Genomic DNA, 21,514 nt, shown 5'->3' on the forward strand with positions numbered 1-21,514 from the left:
TTAGTTATCATACATTACACAAGATGCACAATCTGGTCCTGAATCACAATAGACTCCTCCAAAAGCTCTTTTTTTAACACAACCAGTACCCCAATCGCAATCACATGTTATTTTACTTATTATCTCAATTTCTTTTGAATTATGCGACTCAATTGAATTTCTTAAAACAGGCAAAACCATAGTATAACCAAAAACATTTGCCTTTACATAAACATATTCTTTTGAAGAAATCTCTTTATTTTGTTTTATAAAATCAGGTATATTACCATTATATATTTTTAAATAAAAATTATTTATCCCTGTTTTTACCTCTGGAAGATTAAGTACTTCTGTTTTCATACATTTATATTCCTTTTTATCAGACGTATTAATTAACGACACCTCTTCTTTAACATTAATTATTCCTTTTAGCACTACACTTCTCGAGTTAGAATACACCTTTCTTTCACACGTTTTACAGGTAGAGGCCATTATACAATAGTAAACCCCATCTTTTTTTAAAGGACTACAATCTGTACCTTGCGTACAATCGCAATGTACACTAATTTCTGCTACTTTACTTAATTGTCTTGATCGAGTATCATTTGCAATCAAATAATACATATTTTCTGGTAAAACAATAGTAAACACTCCATCATCATTTTTAAACACTTTACTCCCTTCTGGAAAAGGAATTCCTTTGTCGTTACTCAAAGTAATAGTTTCTCCTATTGCTTTGTCTTTAATAGGATCAAATTGTCTCACTTCTAACTCGTTATCTTCCTTACTGCACGAGATAAACATCAGGGTTGCCATGAAGGCATACAATGCTTTTTTAATAGACTGCATTTTCATATTTTTTAAATTTGTTGTCCCAAAAATAAGATGTAAAAAAGCAAAAAAAATCACCCTGAACGGGTGATTTTTGTAAAACTTAACTGTTTTTACTTGTTCCTTGCTGAATTATACACTTTGATAACCTCATCTTTGCATGTTACATGTAATTTTTCATAAATATTTCGAGCATGCGTCTTAATTGTATTAATACTTACATTTAATTCTTCACCAATCGCTGCATAACTTTTCCCTTTTGCTAAAAGTGTTACTACTTCATTTTCTCGATTGGAAAGTTCGTTTAATTTTTTTTCTTGAAACGATTCTACCACCATTCGAGCAATTTTAATACTCATAGGTGCTCCTCCTTGATTCAACTGTTCTAACGCTTCTATAATTTTTTGCTTTCCACTTACTTTTGTAATATAGCCAACAGCACCCGCACATAAAGCCTCAAAAACATAATTTGATTCTTCATTAACTGTAATTACAATGATTGCTACTCTTGGAAATTGTTTCTTAATAATCCTAATACCTTCTATTCCATTCATTCCTGGCAAATTAATATCCATAAACAAAATATCAGGTTGCAATTCTTCTAATTTAGGAATGGCTATTTCACAGCTTTCAAAATCACCTACCACTTCAAAATCTTCTGTAGAATTAATCATTTCTTTGTAAGTGTTTCTTACCAATTCATAGTCTTCAATTAAAACAATTCTTTTCATTATTAAAATAGCGTGAAATTTATTTTACAAATGTATCACAATTTTACCTGTCATTTTCAAAAGCAAAAAACCATAGTAAAACTATGGCTTGTGCTAAAAACAGAAACAAAATAATTTTTACTTTTTAATTATTCTTTGCACACCTGTTTTTCCTTCTTTAGAGGTTATTTTTACCAAATAAATACCCGACAAAATATGTTCCAAATTGACAAAAGCACCTGTTGCAACCTCTTGAACAGTTCTTCCATCTAAAGCAAGTATCTCAATCTTTGCTATTTCTTGGTTATTCGATACAGCTACATTTAAAACATCATTTACAGGGTTTGGATAGACTGAAATTTGATTATTAAGATCAAATAAAGTCTTAGACAATGTTGTACTTAATTTTTTAATATTATAACCACTATTATCTTTATAACAAACTACAATTTTATCCGATTTAATGTCCATACTTAATTCTGTTATAGTTGAAGTTGAAAAACCTAACGTTCCAACAGAGTTCCAAATAGAACCATTATATCTCATTACAGATACTTTTCCTGAATTTGCATTATCTTTAAAACCTACAACTGGATTATTAGCTGAATCCAGTTTTAAAACTAGCTTATTAGCTGTAGAAGGCGTAAATCCAGCCGAACCAACTACAACCCAGTTAGCTCCATCAAATTTCTTTACTGTTAATTTATATCCTTGATTACTATCTCCATAAACAACATATGGTACATTATCAGTTCCAATAGCTAATGAAGCAACACTTGAACTACCATCAGAAACAACTCCTGATCCAACAGTAACCCAAGAACTTCCGTTAAATTTTTTTGCCACAATTCGATAAACATAACTTCCATTAACTAAAACACAATCTTCATAAACCACATATGGTGTATTATCTGGGGCAATTTCAAAACTCATAGTAGATAAACCACTACAAGTACTAAAACTAGGATTTCCTACATATTCCCATGTATTATTACCTCCATTTAATTTCATAACTGATAGTCTATTTCCAGTATTTTCTGTAAATGCAAAATAAGGTATTCCTTGATTATTAGTTTTTAAAACAGATTGTATACTTCCGTTAACATCAGAAAATGTTGCATTTCCTAAAGTAGACCAATTACCTGCATTATTCTTTTTAACTGTTGTTCCATTTAAAGTTGAATAAGATATATAAGCTTCATTTACAGATGAAATCTTTAAATTCAAATCAAAAAAAACAGAATAATTATAAGGAGTGTAGAAATCGGTTCCAAAATCAGCCCACGAATTATTTGCATATTTTTTTACTTTACCATGAAAGTAGACACCGTCATCATATTTCTGAATAAAATAGACATCATTCCCATCAGAATTTAAAGCAACCTTTCCTTCAAAATAATTTCCGGTAAAAGCACTACCTATGCTTTCCCATGTTTGCGAATATAAATTTACAGACGTAAGAAACAAAAAAATAAAAGACAAAGTAATTTTTTTCATAATTGTTATTTTTAAAATTGGTGCAAATTTGAAATTTTGTTTTCAATAAAAAATCACCCTTTTTGGGTGATTTTTTATGTTTCTATACACTATTTTTTTATAATTTTTTGAGTATATATTTTACCTTCTTCAGTTGCTACTCTTAACAGATAAACTCCTGCAACGACAGACTCTAAATTCATTTCAGTTGTATTCTTTATTGTACTAATTACTCTCCCTTCTAAAGTGGTTAATACTAATTTATCAATTTTTTGATTTCTTTTTAAACCAACTGTTAGCTTTTCATAAGTTGGATTTGGATAACAAAAAACAGATTCATTCCAAATAAAATCTTTGGTAGTTAAAGTACAATTTTCACTAAACGAAGCTGAATTGTCTTTTAGCCAATTATTAACTGGTACAAAACCAGCATCAATTTGGATACAGGTTAGACTTGGGTTATTTATAGCACTAAATTCTGCAATACTAGTATTATTCCCATTTGCAACATTTAAAACGGTTAGATTATTTCCAAAACAGTAAATCTCAGTTAAATTTTGATTTTGGGTTAATTCTAAAGACGTTAAGTTATTCTCTCCGCAATATAATTTAGAAAGATTTAAATTGGATGAAAGGTCTAAATTTATTAAATCATTTCTATGACAATTTAAAAACTCCAAGTTCGGATTATTATTAAGATTTAATGCTAATAAATTGTTTTGATTACAAGACAAATCTGTTAGATCTTGATTTTGGGAAATATCCAAAGTATTTAAATCGTTTCTACCACAATGTATTTCAAGTAAACGCGTATTATTTGTTATATTGAGTGTTGTTAACAAATTACCATTACAAGACAAATACGTTAAATTGGTATTTTGAGTTACATCTAGATTAGAAATAGCATTCTCATCGCAATGAAAATATTGCAAAAGGGTGTTTTGAGTTACATCTAAATTATCAATTTGGTTGTTCCAACAAGCAAAACTTTCTAATTGTATGTTTTGACTAATATCCAAATTAGAAAACCTATTATGTCCACAATAAAAATACTTCAACAAATTATTTTGAGTTACATCTATAGTTGTTAATTGATTGTATTGACAATATAATGTAATTAATTTTGTATTATGACTTACATCTAAGCTTGTTAGTTCATTGGAATAACAGAATAAATACCTAATATTTTCAAAAGCTTCAATTCCTGTTAAATCGGTTATATTTTTGTTTTCTACATTTATCGACCCTTCATATGCAATGGCTTCTGACATTTGAATCTCTCCGTCATTATTGGTATCTATTTTCCAAATGATTGGACTCGTAATAGAGTTGCCGTGTTCCAAAAGTGCATTTTTAAAATTTATATCTGGAATAACTAGGTTTTGTGACAAAAGAGATTTACTTAAGAATAATAGCAGCAAAAAAGTAATTTTTTTCATAAGTTGTAATTATTAAAATTGGTGCAAATTTCTCTTTATTCCTACAATAAAAAATCACCCATTGAGGGTGATTTTTTATTGGTTCTTTTTTGTAAAATTTGCTTTCCCCAAATTCCAATAAAATGAAAACAATACGTTCTTTTTTTAAAGAGAATAAGCTAGAGCTATTATTATTTCTTCTCTATTTAATTATAGGATTATTTTGCTTATTTCTCTTAATTTAAAAAATAGGCTTACTTATAAAAGTTATTTCAGTTCCATTAATCGCTTCAATGGTGAGGTTGCCATCAATTTTATTGGCTCTTTTATGCATATTTAATAATCCGTTTTTCCGTTTTAAAGTAGCACTATCAAACCCTTTTCCATTATCTGAAAAGATTATTTTTAGTTTGTTCTTTTTTGTTTTTATTTTCAAAACACAGTGAGTAGCTTCAGAATATTTTAAGGTATTTGTCATGGCTTCTTTAAACAACAATAAAAGTTGTCTCGACCAATAATAAGGCAATTTTATTGTTGTATTATCGATATTAATTTCAATATTGAATTCAATTTTAGTTGAAGCAAATAATTCTTCACCAAAATCTTTCAGATAAAAAATCAATTCGTTTAAATCGTCATTTTTACTATCGATACTCCAAATAAAATCTTTAATTCCAAAATACAGTTCTTGTGCATCTTTATTGATGCGTTCCAATTGTTTGAACCAATCTGTTTTTTTAAATTTTTCATCTTCTATTATCATCCCAGATAGCACGGTTATTCCTGCTAATTTATTTCCTAATTCATCATGAAAATCTTGTGCAACATTCTCTCTTACACTGCTTAACTCAGTTTGTAATATTTCATTTTTTAAAATAGTAGCTTGTAAAAATTGATTTCTTTTTTGAACATGTTTTAAGCGAATGTATATAACTCCAATAACTATAACTCCAGATAAAAATACAATTAACAACAAACTCCACGATTGCTTATACCAAGGAGCTTTAATATTTAAAGTGTATTTCTTTGAATATACCCAATCCGAATTAAGCAACCTGCTTCTAAACTGAAGGGTATATTTCCCATATTGAAAATTCTTAAAATCCAATTCTGCTTCTGTCAGTTTTTGCCAATTTTCCTGATTTACTTTATACTCTTTTAAAACCTCAATCTTAGAAAAAGAAATAATATCAACATTAAAAATCAAACCTTTCTGTGTTACATTTATTTTTGGTTTTTCTCTAGATTGAAACTCATTTTGGTTATTTACCTTTAAAACCCCTTTATTCCCAATTATCCAAATGATATTATTTATGTCTTCGTACACTTTCTGTGTAAATGTCGAAACCTCTTTATCTTTATAAAAAAAGTTATAAAATGTATTATCCTTAAAAATCGAAAAACCTTTTTGAGTGGCTAACCAAATGACATTATGATGATCAACACATAAAGAGTTTAGCCCTGCTTCTAATAACTCATTGCCTTTAGAATAATTTATAATTTTATTATTTTCTAATGTTAATAGCCCTTTTGAAGTAGCCATCCAAAGTGTATCATCAATAAAAGCAATATCTTTAATATCATTATTGGCGTAGTCTTTATTAGTTCCTAATAGCAATTTGAATGCATTAGTGTTCACATCGTAAATAAGCAATCCGTTTGTAGTTGCTATATATACTTTGTCGTCTTTTAAGAGAACCTTTCTTATTTTATTTTTAAGTAAATATTTTTTCTTTATTCCTTTAGATTCAATAGTAATATCATACTCAATAAAAGTGGTTCGAATTGCTTCGTTTGCAACGCTATCAGGTTTTTGATTCGTAATACATATGTTGTCAAAAATCTTAACTTCATGACTATCATTACTACTACTTCGTTTAAAAATTCTAATTTTTTTATTTTCATTGGAATTAGTTCCAAAACGCCATAACTCTTCATCAACAGTAATAGAATCTATATTTTGTGTTGTTTTGTCAATTTGAAAGAGTTTATGAGCTGCAATAAAATATACTTTTTTATGGCCTTCAAAAACATCGATGATATTTTCTGAAGTAATATTATGGTTTGCAATATAAACGTCTTCTTTAAAAATTTTAAATAAACCAGCTCCATACGTACTTACCCAAATATTCCCTTCAACATCTAAAAGAACATCACTTATTAATTGATTTTCAATAATTGTAGATGGAATTAATTGTTGTTTTTTAAGCTTCAAATCATAAATGAACAATTCTTCTTTTTTTGTTATTAAATTATAAAGTATCATGACTAAAACATCCTCTTTATAAATCGCTTTTTTGATGCGGCAATTTTGGTATGGGATTGACTCTATTCTTTTAATACCTTTATCCGTAAAGAAAACCATTTTATGTTGAAAAGTGGCAAAGTAGGAAGTGGCATCTATAGCTCCAAATCCAGTAATTTCATAATCATTTAAAAAGAGAAAATCTTTTTTTAAAGCTTCCTCCTCAAATTTATAAATTCCTTTGAAGGGTTTAACTTCGTTGAAATCACTGAAGAAATAAAGTTGGTCGTGAACAACTTCAAAATTAGGATAACAGTTTATAACATCAGGATTTTGTTTTTTGGGTTCAATAACAATACTCTGATTATTCAAAAAAATGAATTCCTTCCTTTTAGCATCATTATTCTGATAAAAAACATAATAAACACCTTTCGTAAAAAGGCCTTGATTAAACTTTTTAATTTTATTTAGCTTGAGTTTTTCACCTATATTTATGAATCGATCTTCTGCTAAGAGTTGCATTCCTCCTCCCCAAGTAACCAAAGCCAAAGTATCTTTAGCATAAGTAGTAATATCAATAACATAATTCGAGAAAAGCCCGTCTTTAGATGTATAATTTTTAAAATAGGAACCATTAAATCTAGCTAATCCATCATCGGTACCAATCCAAATAAATCCGTTATGATCTTGCTCTAAACCATAGCACAAATCATGAGGCAAATTACTATTTAACGTATTGTATTGTTTGATTTTATATTGTGCTGAACTCCAAAAAAAGAAAAGCAGAAAAACACCAAAGAATCGTTTCACTTTGAAAGCAGGCTTTAGTTAGGATTTCCCTCAATGATATTGTAGGTTTGAAGCGCTTTTCCATCGGTTAAAAGAGAAACAAAATGACAAATATGCAGTAATTGATCATACACTCTTTCTTTAGGATGTAGAAAACGTTCGGGTAATAATTTTAAGACAATGGTATCGTAATTTGAGGCTTTGCCTTCAATGGTATTATGATAGGCCGTACAAAATTTATCCAATAAGGTGTTGATAATTTTATAACCAATGACTTCTTTTTGAACCACTTCACGACATTGGTACACATTTTTAATACTAATATTAATAATGTCTTTCATTTGAGCGATATACTGACTTTTGTCCATTAAAGAATACGGAAAATCGCCTTTTAAAATAGCTTCTTCATTGTCCATAAAAACGTTCACCGCATCGTTAATTAAACTTCCAATAGCCAAAGCTCTCAAATAACTGATACGATCTTCTTTTGTAGTCAATTGATGGTATTTATTCGTATCAATGCCATTTTTAACCAATTTGATTAGGTATTCCAAAGCAAATTCTTCCTGAATTAAGCCTAAATTGATACCATCTTCAAAATCGATAATCGTGTAACAAATATCATCGGCTGCTTCTACCAAATAAGCCAAAGGATGACGTTCAAAACCAATATCTTCTCCTGATTTATTAGGTATAAGCCCTAATTCTTGAGCAACATCGGTAAAGAAAACTTTATCTTGTTGAAAAAAACCGTATTTCTTATCACATATTTTTGAGGTGGGTTTTTTAGGCAAACTTTCCTTTGGGTATTTCATAAAAGCACCTAAAGTCGCATAGGAAATACGCAACGAACCTTCAATACCTTCTCTAGAAGTAGCTAAAACCGAAAAACCATTCGCATTTCCTTCAAAATCGATTAAATCTTGCCATTCTTTATCGGATAGTTGCGCTTTAAAACGCAAACCGTTTCCTGTTTTAAAATACTCTCCAATGGCTTTTTCTCCCGAATGTCCAAAAGGTGGATTACCAATATCGTGTGCCAAAGCAGCCGCTGCTACTATAGCTCCAAAATCGTTCATTTGGTACCCCAATTCTTTCAAATAGCCATGTTTTTCTAACACTTGTTTCCCAACCAAACGCCCTAAAGACCTTCCCACCACGGAAACCTCCAAACTATGAGTTAAACGATTGTGCACAAAATCAGTTTTGGAAAGTGGAATGACTTGGGTTTTATCTTGCAAACTTCTAAAAGCAGCTGAAAAAATAATACGATCGTAATCGACTTCAAAACCCAAACGCGTATCGTCTTGGTCTTTTCGCAGTCGTTTTGCTGTATCGCCTTGTCTTTTTAATGAAAGTAATTGTTCCCAGTGCATCATTTGAGTGTAGAAGTTAATATTTTAATAGTTAGATTCTTTACCAATTTCAGAAAGTGATAATTGTGAATCTTTTATTTGGTTGTATTTCTTTATATCTACAACAACAGTATCTGTTAATGTATCATGCCAACCCTTTGAATTGTCTCCAAAAAAAGAAAGGGGTTCTAAAGGAATAAAACGGCACAAAGTTCGTAATAAAATTTTATCCGCTTCAGGTTTAGTACCGTCTCTCATAAGAACCTTTGTTCCCATAATGTATTTTCCTATTGTTCTTCCTGTAATGCTTTCCATAAAAATATAGTAAAGAGCAACGAGGAGTAACTCATATAAAACTTCTTCCACTCTATTTAAATTATCTAACCACGATAAATAATCAGTATCATTTGTAAAATAGACTGCTAATCCTAAAATAACTCCAATAACAAAAATGATTACAAATCTCATGATATAATCAATTAAAAATGTCAAAAACCGTTTTTGCTTAGTCGCTAACATGTCAGGAGTAATGTGAATTATCTGTTGTCTTGTATCCATAATTATTTTACAATTTAAGCTTTGTCTGCCAAAACGAAATCTTTCGTTTTTTTGGGATATTGATCATAACTAATATCACTTGGGTTTTCAATTACCGATTTAATGGTAATTTCATCTCCAATGGCAAACTTAGCTGTTGTATATTTATAATCTAATAAATATTCCCCACAGAAAAAATTCCCTTTTTCATCTTGCTCAATTTTTCCAGTATAAATTCCTTTTTTCTCTTTTGACATGATTTTTTATTTGGTTCCAAAGGTACGAATTGAAATGCAATTCTACTTTACAAAAAACAGCCATCGTTTGATGACTGTTTATTTATTTTATAATTAGAAAATGTGTATTAAGAACCACACATTTCGCAATCTTCTGGTCCTGCATTTTTAGAACGCTCTAACATGGCTTTAAATTCAGCTGCTGTCATTTCTGGTTCTACTTCTACAGAAACAGGAACTGGTTGCTCTTTTTTATCATTATTTAAGGTAAACTTAATCGCATCAACCGCCGCTTTGGTACGTAAATAATACATTCCTGTTTTTAAGCCGCTTTTCCAAGCATAGAAATGCATCGACGTTAATTTTGCCATGGTAGCACCTTCCATAAATAAGTTTAACGATTGTGACTGATCGATAAAATATCCTCTGTGACGTGACATATCGATAATATCTTTCATACTCATTTCCCAAACGGTTTTATACAACTCTTTAATATCTTGAGGAATCACATCAATATTTTGAATCGAACCGTTGTTTCTCATGATTTCTTGTTTCAAACTTTCGTTCCATAATCCAAGTGCTACTAAATCGTGTAATAAATGTTTGTTTACCACAATAAATTCACCTGATAATACTCTACGCGTGTAAATATTAGAAGTATACGGTTCGAAAGCCTCATTATTTCCTAAAATTTGAGACGTAGAAGCCGTAGGCATTGGTGCTAATAACAAAGAATTACGTACTCCATTTGCCATTACTTCTTTACGTAAAGAAGCCCAATCCCATCTTCCTGATAAATCCTCATCTTTTAAGCCCCACATGTTGTATTGGAACTCTCCTTTCGAAATTGGAGAACCTTCAAAAGTTGAATACGGTCCTTCTTCTTTGGCTAATTCCATAGAAGCAGTTACGGCTGCAAAATAAATCGTTTCAAAAATTTCTTGATTTAATTTTTTAGCTTCGTCGCTTGTAAATGGCATTCTTAACAAAATGAAAGCATCTGCTAAACCTTGCACCCCTAATCCTACTGGACGGTGACGCATGTTTGAGTTTTCTGCTTCTTTAACAGGATAGTAATTTCTATCAATAACTCGATTTAAATTTCGTGTAATTCTTTTGGTTACATCAAATAAGAATTGGTGATTGAATTTACCCTCTTCTACAAACATTGGTAATGAAATAGAAGCCAAATTACATACTGCAATTTCATCTTCAGAAGTATACTCTAAAATTTCAGTACATAAGTTAGACGAACGAATCGTTCCTAAATTCTTCTGATTTGATTTTCTATTTGCTGCATCTTTGTACAACATATAAGGCGTACCCGTTTCAATTTGAGATTCTAATATTTTCTCCCAAAGTTCACGTGCTTTAATGGTTTTTCTACCTTTACCTGCAGCTTCGTAAGACAAATATAAAGCATCAAATTCTTCACCATAGACATCATATAATCCTGGACATTCGTTAGGACACATTAATGTCCATTTTCCATCTTCTTCTACTCTTTTCATGAACAAATCACACATCCACATGGCATAGAATAAATCTCTAGCTCTCATTTCTTCTTTCCCGTGATTTTTCTTTAAATCTAAGAAATCAAAAATATCGGCATGCCATGGTTCTACATAGACTGCAAAACTTCCTTTTCTTTTTCCTCCACCTTGATCCACATATCTTGCGGTGTCATTAAACACACGTAACATCGGTACAATTCCGTTTGAAGTTCCGTTTGTTCCACGAATGTACGAACCTGTAGCTCTCACGTTATGGATAGAAAGACCAATTCCTCCCGCCGATTGTGAAATTTTTGCCGTTTGTTTTAATGTATCATAAATACCATCAATACTGTCGTCTTTCATCGTTAATAAGAAACAAGAAGACATTTGTGGTTTTGGTGTACCCGCGTTAAACAACGTTGGGGTTGCATGCGTAAAGAACTTTTTCGACATTAATTCGTAGGTTTCAATCGCTGCTTCAATATCATTTAAATGAATTCCAACAGACACACGCATTAACATATGTTGGGGTCTTTCAACAATCTTCCCGTTTATCTTTAATAAATACGAACGCTCTAAGGTTTTAAAACCAAAGTAATCGTAATTAAAATCGCGATTATAGATTATCGTAGAATCCAATCTTTCTGCATTTTCCATGATCACCTGATACACTTCATCAGAAAGCAAAGGTGCTTCTTGATTGGTTCTAGGATTGATGTAATGGTACATCTCTGTCATGGTTTCAGAGAATGATTTTGTGGTATTTTTGTGTAAGTTAGAAACGGCAATACGCGCTGCCAATTGCGCATAATCTGGATGCGTAATAGTCATAGACGCTGCTGTTTCAGCGGCTAAATTATCTAATTCTGAAGTGGTAACACCATCATATAGCCCTTCAATTACTCGCATAGCAACCTTTACAGGATCTACTAATTCATTCAGCTCATAGCATAAAAATCTAATTCTGTCCGTAATTTTATCAAACATTACAGGCTCTCTTCTTCCGTCTCTTTTTACTACATTCATATTGTAACTTGTTTTATATAATGGTTATTAGCCAAAGCTTTGTTTTACTTCCTAGCTTTGTTAGAAGAAAACCTGTTTAAAAGGTTTGAATAGTTTGTTTTGTTCATTTTCTTTTATTAAAAATGACTACTCGAAACCAAAAGCATCGAGAAAGGTAACTCATTGAAACGAAAAATAAGAAAAGAAGGGGCGTTCTTATTTCAATTCTTTCGTTCCGAAAATTACATATTATTGTTGTAGGTAAACAATAGAATTATCGGTTTGTATCTTTATAAAGCGCTTAATTATTTAGAAACGCGCTTTGATCGTTCTAAAAATCAGCGTCAAAACTAATTTTACCAGCTTCAGAATCGTTATTCATAACACCGGCTTTTTGATATTCTGCCACACGTTTTTCAAAGAAATTAGTTTTCCCTTGAAGTGAAATCATATCCATAAAATCGAATGGATTAGAAGCGTTGTATACTCTATCACATCCTAATTCTACTAATAAACGATCGGTAACAAACTCTAAATATTGAGTCATTAAAGCCGCATTCATTCCAATTAAACTTACGGGAAGTGACTCGGTAACAAACTCTCTTTCAATATTTAAAGCGTCCACTATAATTTCTTTAATTCTGTCTTTAGGAACTTTGTTCACTAAATGATGATTATGTAAGTGAACTGCAAAATCACAATGTACGCCTTCATCACGTGAGATTAATTCGTTTGAAAAAGTTAACCCTGGCATTAAACCACGTTTTTTCAACCAAAAAATAGAACAAAAAGCACCTGAGAAGAAAATCCCTTCTACAGCAGCAAAAGCGATTAATCGTTCTGCAAAAGAATCCGATTCAATCCACTTTAATGCCCATTCCGCTTTTTTCTTAATCGCTGGAAACACTTCAATAGCATGAAATAGTTTGTCTTTTTCTACTTCATCTTTAACATACGTATCAATTAACAAAGAATAGGTTTCACTATGAATGTTTTCCATCATAATTTGGAATCCATAGAAAAATTTTGCCTCAGCATATTGCACTTCATTGACAAAGTTTTCTGCTAAATTTTCATTTACGATTCCATCTGAAGCAGCGAAAAATGCTAAAATATGTTTAATGAAATATTTTTCATCTTCATTTAATTTCGTATTCCAATCTGTAATATCTTGGTGTAAATCTATTTCTTCAGCAGTCCAAAAGCTGGCTTCCATTTTTTTATACCATTCCCAAATATCATGGTGTTTGATAGGAAAAATTACGAAACGATCTTTATTTTCTTGTAATATGGGTTCTACTGCCGACATAATTGTTTTGATTTAAACGTATTAGGTTATAGATTTTTGTCTGAATTAGAGTTTACAAAGTTTGCAATTTGAAACGAGAAATGAAAGCCAAACTTATTCACAATTGAAGCAAGTTTTTAACAACGAGTAGAAATTTTCTTACTGAAAAAAATATTTTTAAAACATTGATTTATAGGTTTTTATCTTTTTAACAAACAACTGTTAAATAGTCGAAAACAGCAGTAAACACCTTTGCTAAGAAGTGTTTTTTAGAGATGAAAAAGGAAGCCTATTTTTTTAAATCTTGAGCTACTTTTTCTAATTCATCATACCATTGTTGTCCAAATTTACGAACCAACGCTTCTTTGACAAATTTATAAATAGGCACTTCTAATTCTTTTCCCAAAGAACAAGCATCCGAACAAATATGCCATTTATGGTAATTGACAGCCGCAAAATCAGAATAGTCTTTAACTCGAACTGGATATAAATGACAAGAAACTGGTTTTTTCCAATCGATAACACCTTGATTGTAGGCTTGTTCAATACCGCACAATGCGATCTGTTTATCAAAAATAACATAGGCACAATCTCTACCTTCAATTAAAGTAGTCTCAAACTCGCCATCTTCACCTGTCACAAAAGTTCCTTGCGCTTCAATAGCTTGAATACCTTCTGGTCTTAAAAAAGGCTTCACTTTGGGATAAATTTCCTGAAGTATCTTCGTTTCAGCTTCATCCAATGGAGCTCCCGCATCGCCATCTACACAACAAGCGCCTTTACATGCTGACAAATTGCAAACAAATTCTTTTTCTAAAATTTCTTCGGAAACTATGGTTTTATTTAACTGAAACATACTTGTATATATTATTCGGCAAAGATAAGTTTTTTGTATTCATAACACACATACTCTATTTGTTTCTTACTTATTCCTATCTTTGCAAAATGAATTTAGCAGAACTTATTAATTGGAGAGATATCTTTACAGTTAGCATGATTTTATTTGCTGTAATTGATATTATAGGCAGTATTCCGATTATTGTCGATTTACGAAGTAAAATTGGACATATTCAATCTGAAAAAGCCACTATTGTAGCAGCCATTATTATGATTGCTTTTCTTTTTTTAGGAGAAGAAATTTTAAAATTAATTGGAATAGATGCCAATTCATTTGCTGTTGCAGGTTCTTTTGTCCTTTTCTTTTTAGCTTTAGAAATGATATTAGGCATTCGTTTGTATAAAGAAGACAATCCTACTACAGCATCTATTGTTCCAATTGCTTTTCCCTTAATTGCTGGTGCAGGAACCATGACTACTTTACTATCTTTGCGTGCCGAATATGCCAAAATCAATATTATTATCGCCATTATCATCAATGTAGTTGTCGTCTATATCGTTTTAAAACTCTCAGGAAAAATTGAAAAAATACTTGGCCCAAACGGGTTAGGTATTATTCGTAAAATATTTGGCATCATTTTATTAGCGATATCTGTAAAATTATTTGGTGCCAATGTGAAACAATTATTTATATAAAAAAATAAGTTCATGAAAATATTTAGTATTGTAGTCATTATTTTAGCGGTTGCATTGATTGTTTTTAATGCCACTCAAATTAATTATGATGCCCCTTTAGAAGGCAAAAGCACTGTAGCCTTAATTGGAATTGTTTCAGGTTTTTGCGCGATTGTTTTGATGTTAATCTTTTTGGTTTCCAAAAAAATAGAAGAAAAAACAAAGTAATTTTTAAAATCAAAAAAGATTTTTATCATGTATGATGTTTTAATCATTGGAGGAGGTGTTTCTGGAGTTTCTTGTGCTTTAGTACTAGGTTCAGCCTACACCAAACCTTTTGCTTCAAACAAAAAAATAGGTTTGATTGCGCATCAAAAGGCATCTTCTTTACAAAATGGAGTTTACAATAATGCTTATGGTATTCCTCCAGGAAAATTAGGCTCTGAATTGTTAGACGAAAGCTTAGAGCACCTTCAACAATTATATCCTCATGTAACACCAATTGAAAAAGAAAAAGTAGTAAAAATTGAAGGTTCAGTTGGGAATTTTACGATTGTAACCAACAAAAATAAGTACCACTCTAAATTGATTGTTATTGCTATTGGTTCCGGCAGTCCCTTTTTAATTGAAGGGTTAGAAACCTATGTAATTCCACATAAAAAAGCGCTAGCAATAAAAAATAGAATTCAATTGCAAAATGACGATCACTTAGTCAAACCAGGCATTTATGTTTGTGGAACATTAGCCGGACATCGAAGTCAACTGTCTATTGCTGCTGGTAGTGGTGCTAGCGTAGCGGGAGATGTTTTAACTTTATGGAATGACGGCAATCATGTTCAAGTTCATGACGCGATAAACAAATAAAAAAGGAGCTATAATAGCTCCTTTTTCATACTAATTCATTGTAATCCATTATATGAAATTCCATCTAACCCACTGGATTTATAATTGAATTCAAAACAAATTCGTAACAATCTTATGTCACTAAGTATTATAGCTCTTGATAAGTAATGGTAAAACTTCCTTCTGTGACATTCCAAACGGTACTACCATTGATAGAAGGATCTGTTACGAAGTTAAACGTTCCTTTTATTCTTTTTGTATTGGTATCGTGTTCTGTAATTACCAATTGCCCTGAATTAGCAAAACCATCATCATCTGCGTCTTGAGAAGTAGGCGGTGAGTAATACATTTGAATAAATTCATCTGCATTATAATCATAAAATTGTGTATAGGTTCCTACGGCAATATCATTAGGCAGGAAAATTTGAATCTTTTGAGCATTACTTCCCGTTGAACCCGTAATTACTAAAGTATTCGTTATCGTAGAAATTAAACCGGTAGCGTTGGGCGGATTGTAATCTACGCCATCTACTTTACAAAAGAAAGTATTTGCAGTTGAAGGGCTACTGTCATCACTTTTTGAACAGGAAAATAAAGACAAAGTGAAGAAAGAAAAAAGGACAAAAGTGTTTAAAAAAATTGTTTTCATAGTTTTATTTTTAATCTACTAAATTATAATATGCTTTTACTTGTTCGTAATCTGAAAGATCTGGCAATCTATTGGTTTGACTAGAAGGAATGATTACGTAACGAAAGTAATTTCCCCTTGCAACATCGTATTGATAATCGGTTAAAACCACTCCATCAGTTGACTTAATCTCAATTAAAATGCCATCAGCATTAGCCGCATTAGAACCAAAATAGAGATTATACGCTACATTTGACCATCTTCCTGGACCTGGAATACTATAAACCGCCGAGGTGCCATATTGTCTTGCATACACCATAACTAAACACTCATTTCTTAATTCCGCTTGCGTGAATTGATTTACAACCACACGCATGATTTTTTTGGTAGGTGTATCGTAAAAACTCCAATCTGCTGGCAACCAACCTGAAGCAACAACATTTGCGTTCCCGTCTTGACCATCTGCTCCATCCTGACCGTCAACTCCATCCTGACCATCTGTACCAGCAGGTCCTTGAATTCCTTGTGGCCCTTCTTGACCATCTACTCCGTCTTCAGCTGAACATGACATTAAAGTTAAAATGAGCACAGCTGCTGCTAAATAGCTAATAAATTTGATTTTTTTCATTATAAATTTTGTTTGATATTTATTACTTAATGTCATTTTTGGAAATAGGTTAACATTTTTAATTTAATTAATTATTTTTGTTCAAATCATGTTAACTTTTTCAACATAAAAGCATTAATGAATACCAACTTCTCGATTGAAGATTTAAGAACCGGTAACAATAAAATATACAGTCTCCTCTATAAAGAAAATAAGGATACCTTTTATAGTTATGCCAGAAAATTTACGATATCTGAAGATGAAATCGAAGAGGTATACCAAGAAGCGTTAATAGCTTTTTACGAAAATATTGCAGAAGGCAAACTGACTTCTTTTGAAAGCAGTATTAAAACCTACCTTTTTAGCATTGGTAAACATAAAATATATGAATTATTCCGAAGAAAAAAGAAAGTAGCACATACCATTGCCTTGGAACAAATTGAAAATATTGAGAACTTAGCCCATTGGAACTTAGAAGAAAGTTTCCTCAGTGAGCAACAAGAAAAAGTAAAGACGGCTTTTAAAAGCTTAGGAAAAAGATGCCAACGCATTTTAGAGCTCTTTTATACTGAAAACAAAAGCATTAAAGAAATTATGCATTTAGAAAATTACGAAAATGAAAATACGGTAAAAGCACAAAAATCGAGATGCATGAAAAGTTTACGTGAAATGATAACCAATAAATCATGAACAAAGACCAACTCCTTCAAAAATACCTAGATCATTCTTTAACAGAGGAAGAAAAAACCTTGCTTGAAAAAGAAATAAAAGAAAACCCTGATTTTCAAAGAGAATTAGAAGAAGCTTATAATCTAAGAAAAGCAATAATCGCTCACAAAAAAGAGGAATTAAAAAGTACTTTTAAAACATTGGAGCAACCTAAAAAAAGACCTTTTATTACGAAACTCATATCTTATGGTGTAGCCGCTTCTGTTTTTATAAGTATTCTAATAGTAGTTTATTTTTTAATAAATAGTCCCGTTTCAAATGAAGCTCTTTTTGCAGAAAATTTTGAACCCTATCGAAATATCATTACTCCTATTGAAAGAAGCGAAGAATCAGCTCATAATAAGAGTCAAGAATATCTTGCTTTTTATGAGTATGAAACTGGAAATTATGAAACGGCTTTACTAGAATTTACACGTTTATACGAATCCGAAAAAACATCGTATTATCTCTTTTACAAAGCGATTTGCGAATTACAACTTGATAAAGTTGACGCTGCTATAGGTACTTTTTTAATACATCAAAAATTAAACGATACTTTCAAAGAAAAAGGAAAATGGTATTTGGCTTTAGCTTATTTAAAAAATAATGATATTGTAAAATGCAAGTTGCTTTTGGAAGAAGTAATCAAACATAAAAGCTATAATTACACTAAAGCCAAAAAGGTTTTAGAAAGTATAACAACAAATTAAGGTTTTTTCCATTTCAAAAGAAAAAACAATCCTAAACCTAATAGAAGGGCTCCAAAAATAAAATAAATTATGGTATTTTGGTTTGTTGGCAATGGTTCAACATTTCCAGAAACTATAAATCCAGCCCAATAATACGGATGTTTTAGCGCTTCATCGTCTTGCTTTTTTAAATATTCCAGTTTTGCGAATTGCAAGGCTTCATCTTTGGGTTTCCCCAATGAAAGATACTTATAAAAAGAAACCATGATTTCTGAAGTTTCTTTATCTGGCACCTTCCACATACTCATTAAAGTACTTGACACTCCTGCATAAGTAAACGATCGAGACATACTCATTAAGCCTTCTGATTTTTCCAATTTACCAAAGCCCGTATTGCATGAACTTAAAACAGCTAAATGTGCAGGAATATTCAAATTATAAACTTCTGCAGCAGTTAGTGATTGCTTTTTATTGGCACTACTAAACCACATCTGATTGAACATGGGGTTTACTTGGTTTAATTCAGTATGAGTTGCCAAATGAAGAATACCACTTTGACTACTTTCTGCAATAAAATTCTCTTTGGTTGCCTGATTTTCAAGATAGGATTTTCCTCCCACCATTTCTTGAATTCTTGCTACTTCTTTGGTATTATTTGGTAATTCTGAAGTAGTATATTGCGGAGCAAAGCCCACCCAATTCGTATTATTTTGAGAAGATTGTAATTCCATTTGTTTACTCAATAATTGCACCGAACCAGCATATCGAATTGCCTTACTTTCAAACAAAAAATAATTATTAACTTGAAGAATTTCAAAAGGAATAACATTTAAAAAATCATCCGCTATTATGGTAATTCTTTTAATAGAAGTATCAAATCTTGGAAGAATACTTTCACTTAAACTGTTAGACAAAGTCGTTATGGATTGCCTTTTATAGATTTGGTTTTGCAAACGCTCTATTTGATTTAAAATCACAGCTGCATTTTTAAACTGTTCCAATTGCACTCCTTTTTTAGTCAATTCCATTCTGTACCAAAAACTAGTATCCATAAAATAAAGCAAAACCACCTCATCCTCTTGAATTTTATTTTTAATAAAATCAGAATAATCCTTGATAACGGTTAGTTTTTTAGCATTGGCATAATTGGGATATTTTTTTTCTACATCAAGTAAGAAGGCTGAATATTCCTTTTCATAAGCCAATTGCTTTTGGAACAATTTCCGAATGGAATCTTCATTGGCTGATGAATTATTTTTGTAATAATGAATATATTGATAATTACTATTAATTTTTTCCTGTAAAGCTTCTTCTTTTTCAAAAATTTCTTTGGGAATACCCGTAATATTTTTAAATGACACATACTGTAGCCCTTGTAATAAAACCGTATTTTTATTTACTTCCATCAACTGAAAAGCCAATTTTAAGTAGTCTTTATCTTTTGTCTTTTTATAATTCTGATATACCACTTGCAATACTTTAGCAATAGGTTCTTTTAATTGATTCGAAAAAAAGACTTTGTTATTAGGGTTTTGATAGTTGTTTTTACTAGTAATTAGCTTTTGGATAAAAGCCTGAATAGCTTTTTTAGCATTAAAGTTATATTTCTCATTAAAAATAGCAATCTCAGCAGCTTTTAATTGAATCGCAATTTCTGCATACAAATCTTCTTTGTGAATCAATTTGGATAAATGCTCAAATGTTTTGAAACGCAGTTCATCCTCTTTATTTTTTTCATAAAAATTCAATTTTTGCAATTCATTCTCCATTTGATACTTGTAAGCATTCTCAAATTTTTCAGTAAAAATAGCATCTTGTCTTACGAATATTTTTTGCATTTCAAGTGGATTCTTACTTAAATTGAGTAAGGCTTTGTTGGCTTGAACTTCAAAAACAGCCCGATCGATATCTTTGGCAATTTGAGCCGTTTTTTTAAAACAAGAAATGGCTTTTAAAGTATCCTTATTTTTTAAAAATGCATTTCCTAAGTGCAGGTTTGCATTGCATACATAACGATGTTTTTCAGGTGTATTTTCTGTGATTATAACATATCCTTTTTGAGCCAATACTAATGCAGTTTCGTTTTCATTATTTTCAGACAGCACATTAGACAAGGTAAAATAAGCAATTGCTCTTCTGTAAAACTCGGTTTCAGGCAACTTTTCATTGGCTATTGACAACGCTAATTCAGCATAAATTTTAGCGTTGTATAAGTCAAATTTAGCCAAATAAGCAGCTGCTAAACTGGTATAATCATCTACTAAATAACCTTGTTGCGCTGTACTTTTTTGATCATATGCGACAGCTTTTTCCAAGTATTTAATGGCTTTAACTGCATTACCTAATCGATCTTGATACATCAACCCAATATTATAACTGTTACTGGCTAACACAGCATAATTAGGCTCTTTTAATTTTTCTCCGATGGCAATGGAATGTTGATAGGCTTGTAAAGAACGATCGATATCTTCTTTACCATCATAAGCAACACCTAAAACCGAATAGGCAATAGAAGCCGATAAATTATAAGACTCTCTTTCAAAATATGCGATAGCACTTTGCAATTTTGGAATAGCTTTATCATATTTTGCAGAATCAATGTAAACCCGTGCTAAATATTCTTCTGATAAAGCAAATACATAAGTATCTCGGGGTTCATTCTTATATTTTTCATAAACGGCTACTGTTTCATTAAAATGTAGTTTTTTGGTAAACTGAACTTTAGCATAAACAGAATAATAATCAATACTATGTTTGAGTGGCGTGTCTTTAATTTTGTGCGCTTGATATAAACTATCGGCTAGAAGGAACGTTGGAAAAGCTTCGGCGGGTTTTGAAAGTGCTAAATAGCTTCTGCCTAGATAATTTAAAGCTTTTATTTTTTGGTGAAAATTAGAAGTAGAATCATAAAAATGGACTGCGCTTTTAAATGCTTTATTCAAGCTGTCCATAGAACTCATAGCACCTTCTTTATAAACCTTTAAAAAAAGAGTTTGCAAGGTATCTATGTTTGTGTTGGGTGACACTTTCGTGATAACAACAGTAGCTTCATTTTTAAGGTTTTCTTTCTTGTTATTTTGATGTGAGTTACATGCTATAACAAGAGGAATCAAAAAGAATAAAACAAGAGTTTTTAATGGCATAGTTTAGAAATCAACCAAC

At 31.1% G+C, this 21,514-nt stretch carries 19 protein-coding genes; 5 read left to right on the plus strand and 14 right to left on the minus strand.

Annotated elements, in window-relative coordinates:
• The 11 genes from NHF47_RS01415 to NHF47_RS01465 form a co-directional block, all read right to left on the minus strand.
• Entirely contained in the window at positions 1 to 828 is an 828-nt protein-coding gene (locus tag NHF47_RS01415) for a hypothetical protein (RefSeq protein WP_252763245.1), read from the minus strand.
• Between the two features lie 95 nt (positions 829 to 923).
• Complete coding sequence (locus NHF47_RS01420) at positions 924 to 1,541, minus strand: response regulator transcription factor (protein WP_252763246.1); 618 nt, start codon at positions 1,539 to 1,541, stop codon at positions 924 to 926.
• 117 nt (positions 1,542 to 1,658) lie between these two features.
• Complete coding sequence (locus NHF47_RS01425) at positions 1,659 to 3,017, minus strand: T9SS type A sorting domain-containing protein (RefSeq protein WP_252763247.1); 1,359 nt, start codon at positions 3,015 to 3,017, stop codon at positions 1,659 to 1,661.
• An 89-nt stretch (positions 3,018 to 3,106) separates the two neighbouring features.
• Complete coding sequence (locus NHF47_RS01430; protein ID WP_252763248.1) at positions 3,107 to 4,435, minus strand: T9SS type A sorting domain-containing protein; 1,329 nt, start codon at positions 4,433 to 4,435, stop codon at positions 3,107 to 3,109.
• Positions 4,436 to 4,655: 220 nt separating this feature from the next.
• On the minus strand, positions 4,656 to 7,469 hold the full coding sequence (locus NHF47_RS01435) for a hypothetical protein (RefSeq protein ID WP_252763249.1): 2,814 nt from the start codon (positions 7,467 to 7,469) through the stop codon (positions 4,656 to 4,658).
• A 14-nt stretch (positions 7,470 to 7,483) separates the two neighbouring features.
• Positions 7,484 to 8,824 carry a dGTP triphosphohydrolase gene (gene dgt, locus NHF47_RS01440; RefSeq protein ID WP_252766048.1) on the minus strand — a complete coding sequence of 447 codons (1,341 nt, stop codon included), beginning with the start codon at positions 8,822 to 8,824 and terminating at the stop codon, positions 7,484 to 7,486.
• A 24-nt stretch (positions 8,825 to 8,848) separates the two neighbouring features.
• Positions 8,849 to 9,361: an RDD family protein gene (locus tag NHF47_RS01445; RefSeq protein ID WP_252763250.1), complete on the minus strand. Its 513-nt coding sequence runs from the start codon at positions 9,359 to 9,361 to the stop codon at positions 8,849 to 8,851.
• A gap of 14 nt (positions 9,362 to 9,375) precedes the next feature.
• Positions 9,376 to 9,597 carry a hypothetical protein gene (locus tag NHF47_RS01450; protein WP_252763251.1) on the minus strand — a complete coding sequence of 74 codons (222 nt, stop codon included), beginning with the start codon at positions 9,595 to 9,597 and terminating at the stop codon, positions 9,376 to 9,378.
• Positions 9,598 to 9,704: 107 nt separating this feature from the next.
• Positions 9,705 to 12,098 carry a ribonucleoside-diphosphate reductase subunit alpha gene (locus tag NHF47_RS01455; protein ID WP_252763252.1) on the minus strand — a complete coding sequence of 798 codons (2,394 nt, stop codon included), beginning with the start codon at positions 12,096 to 12,098 and terminating at the stop codon, positions 9,705 to 9,707.
• A gap of 310 nt (positions 12,099 to 12,408) precedes the next feature.
• Positions 12,409 to 13,386, minus strand: coding sequence for a ribonucleotide-diphosphate reductase subunit beta (locus NHF47_RS01460; RefSeq protein ID WP_252763253.1), 978 nt, complete (start codon positions 13,384 to 13,386; stop codon positions 12,409 to 12,411).
• A gap of 268 nt (positions 13,387 to 13,654) precedes the next feature.
• Positions 13,655 to 14,221: a DUF3109 family protein gene (locus NHF47_RS01465; RefSeq protein ID WP_252763254.1), complete on the minus strand. Its 567-nt coding sequence runs from the start codon at positions 14,219 to 14,221 to the stop codon at positions 13,655 to 13,657.
• Positions 14,222 to 14,310: 89 nt separating this feature from the next.
• Between NHF47_RS01465 and NHF47_RS01470 the strand changes: the two genes are divergently transcribed.
• The 3 genes from NHF47_RS01470 to NHF47_RS01480 are packed head-to-tail and all read left to right on the plus strand — an operon-like array spanning position 14,311 to position 15,741.
• A complete protein-coding gene (locus NHF47_RS01470; protein WP_140997264.1) occupies positions 14,311 to 14,898 on the plus strand; it encodes a MarC family protein in 588 nt (195 codons plus the stop codon).
• A gap of 12 nt (positions 14,899 to 14,910) precedes the next feature.
• A complete protein-coding gene (locus NHF47_RS01475; protein WP_252763255.1) occupies positions 14,911 to 15,105 on the plus strand; it encodes a hypothetical protein in 195 nt (64 codons plus the stop codon).
• A 27-nt stretch (positions 15,106 to 15,132) separates the two neighbouring features.
• The gene (locus NHF47_RS01480; protein ID WP_252763256.1) at positions 15,133 to 15,741 is read left to right on the plus strand and encodes an FAD-dependent oxidoreductase; all 609 of its coding nucleotides are present in this window, start codon (positions 15,133 to 15,135) and stop codon (positions 15,739 to 15,741) included.
• A gap of 127 nt (positions 15,742 to 15,868) precedes the next feature.
• On the opposite strand, the gene NHF47_RS01485 is transcribed toward NHF47_RS01480, so the two are convergent.
• Entirely contained in the window at positions 15,869 to 16,369 is a 501-nt protein-coding gene (locus tag NHF47_RS01485) for a DUF6252 family protein (protein WP_252763257.1), read from the minus strand.
• Positions 16,370 to 16,379: 10 nt separating this feature from the next.
• A complete protein-coding gene (locus tag NHF47_RS01490; protein WP_252763258.1) occupies positions 16,380 to 16,976 on the minus strand; it encodes a collagen-like protein in 597 nt (198 codons plus the stop codon).
• Between the two features lie 117 nt (positions 16,977 to 17,093).
• Between NHF47_RS01490 and NHF47_RS01495 the strand changes: the two genes are divergently transcribed.
• A complete protein-coding gene (locus tag NHF47_RS01495) occupies positions 17,094 to 17,645 on the plus strand; it encodes an RNA polymerase sigma factor (RefSeq protein ID WP_252763259.1) in 552 nt (183 codons plus the stop codon).
• Entirely contained in the window at positions 17,642 to 18,373 is a 732-nt protein-coding gene (locus NHF47_RS01500; protein ID WP_252763260.1) for a tol-pal system YbgF family protein, read from the plus strand. The genes NHF47_RS01495 and NHF47_RS01500 overlap by 4 nt, the downstream gene beginning before the upstream one ends.
• Here the strand turns inward: NHF47_RS01500 and NHF47_RS01505 are convergent.
• Positions 18,370 to 21,495 carry a CHAT domain-containing protein gene (locus NHF47_RS01505; protein ID WP_252763261.1) on the minus strand — a complete coding sequence of 1,042 codons (3,126 nt, stop codon included), beginning with the start codon at positions 21,493 to 21,495 and terminating at the stop codon, positions 18,370 to 18,372. The two genes, NHF47_RS01500 and NHF47_RS01505, sit on opposite strands and share 4 nt — an antisense overlap.
• Positions 21,496 to 21,514 lie beyond the last annotated feature (19 nt).

Source organism: Flavobacterium sp. NRK F7 (assembly GCF_024054195.1).
Classification (GTDB): domain Bacteria; phylum Bacteroidota; class Bacteroidia; order Flavobacteriales; family Flavobacteriaceae; genus Flavobacterium.

Coding starts and splice junctions, on each gene's coding strand:
- NHF47_RS01495 (WP_252763259.1), top strand. CDS start 17,094: ATGAATACCAACTTCTCGATTGAAGATTTAAGAACCGGTAACAATAAA.
- dgt (WP_252766048.1), bottom strand. CDS start 8,824: ATGCACTGGGAACAATTACTTTCATTAAAAAGACAAGGCGATACAGCA.
- NHF47_RS01455 (WP_252763252.1), bottom strand. CDS start 12,098: ATGAATGTAGTAAAAAGAGACGGAAGAAGAGAGCCTGTAATGTTTGAT.
- NHF47_RS01485 (WP_252763257.1), bottom strand. CDS start 16,369: ATGAAAACAATTTTTTTAAACACTTTTGTCCTTTTTTCTTTCTTCACT.
- NHF47_RS01475 (WP_252763255.1), top strand. CDS start 14,911: ATGAAAATATTTAGTATTGTAGTCATTATTTTAGCGGTTGCATTGATT.
- NHF47_RS01465 (WP_252763254.1), bottom strand. CDS start 14,221: ATGTTTCAGTTAAATAAAACCATAGTTTCCGAAGAAATTTTAGAAAAA.
- NHF47_RS01490 (WP_252763258.1), bottom strand. CDS start 16,976: ATGAAAAAAATCAAATTTATTAGCTATTTAGCAGCAGCTGTGCTCATT.
- NHF47_RS01445 (WP_252763250.1), bottom strand. CDS start 9,361: ATGGATACAAGACAACAGATAATTCACATTACTCCTGACATGTTAGCG.
- NHF47_RS01450 (WP_252763251.1), bottom strand. CDS start 9,597: ATGTCAAAAGAGAAAAAAGGAATTTATACTGGAAAAATTGAGCAAGAT.
- NHF47_RS01460 (WP_252763253.1), bottom strand. CDS start 13,386: ATGTCGGCAGTAGAACCCATATTACAAGAAAATAAAGATCGTTTCGTA.
- NHF47_RS01480 (WP_252763256.1), top strand. CDS start 15,133: ATGTATGATGTTTTAATCATTGGAGGAGGTGTTTCTGGAGTTTCTTGT.
- NHF47_RS01420 (WP_252763246.1), bottom strand. CDS start 1,541: ATGAAAAGAATTGTTTTAATTGAAGACTATGAATTGGTAAGAAACACT.
- NHF47_RS01470 (WP_140997264.1), top strand. CDS start 14,311: ATGAATTTAGCAGAACTTATTAATTGGAGAGATATCTTTACAGTTAGC.
- NHF47_RS01500 (WP_252763260.1), top strand. CDS start 17,642: ATGAACAAAGACCAACTCCTTCAAAAATACCTAGATCATTCTTTAACA.
- NHF47_RS01430 (WP_252763248.1), bottom strand. CDS start 4,435: ATGAAAAAAATTACTTTTTTGCTGCTATTATTCTTAAGTAAATCTCTT.
- NHF47_RS01415 (WP_252763245.1), bottom strand. CDS start 828: ATGCAGTCTATTAAAAAAGCATTGTATGCCTTCATGGCAACCCTGATG.
- NHF47_RS01505 (WP_252763261.1), bottom strand. CDS start 21,495: ATGCCATTAAAAACTCTTGTTTTATTCTTTTTGATTCCTCTTGTTATA.
- NHF47_RS01425 (WP_252763247.1), bottom strand. CDS start 3,017: ATGAAAAAAATTACTTTGTCTTTTATTTTTTTGTTTCTTACGTCTGTA.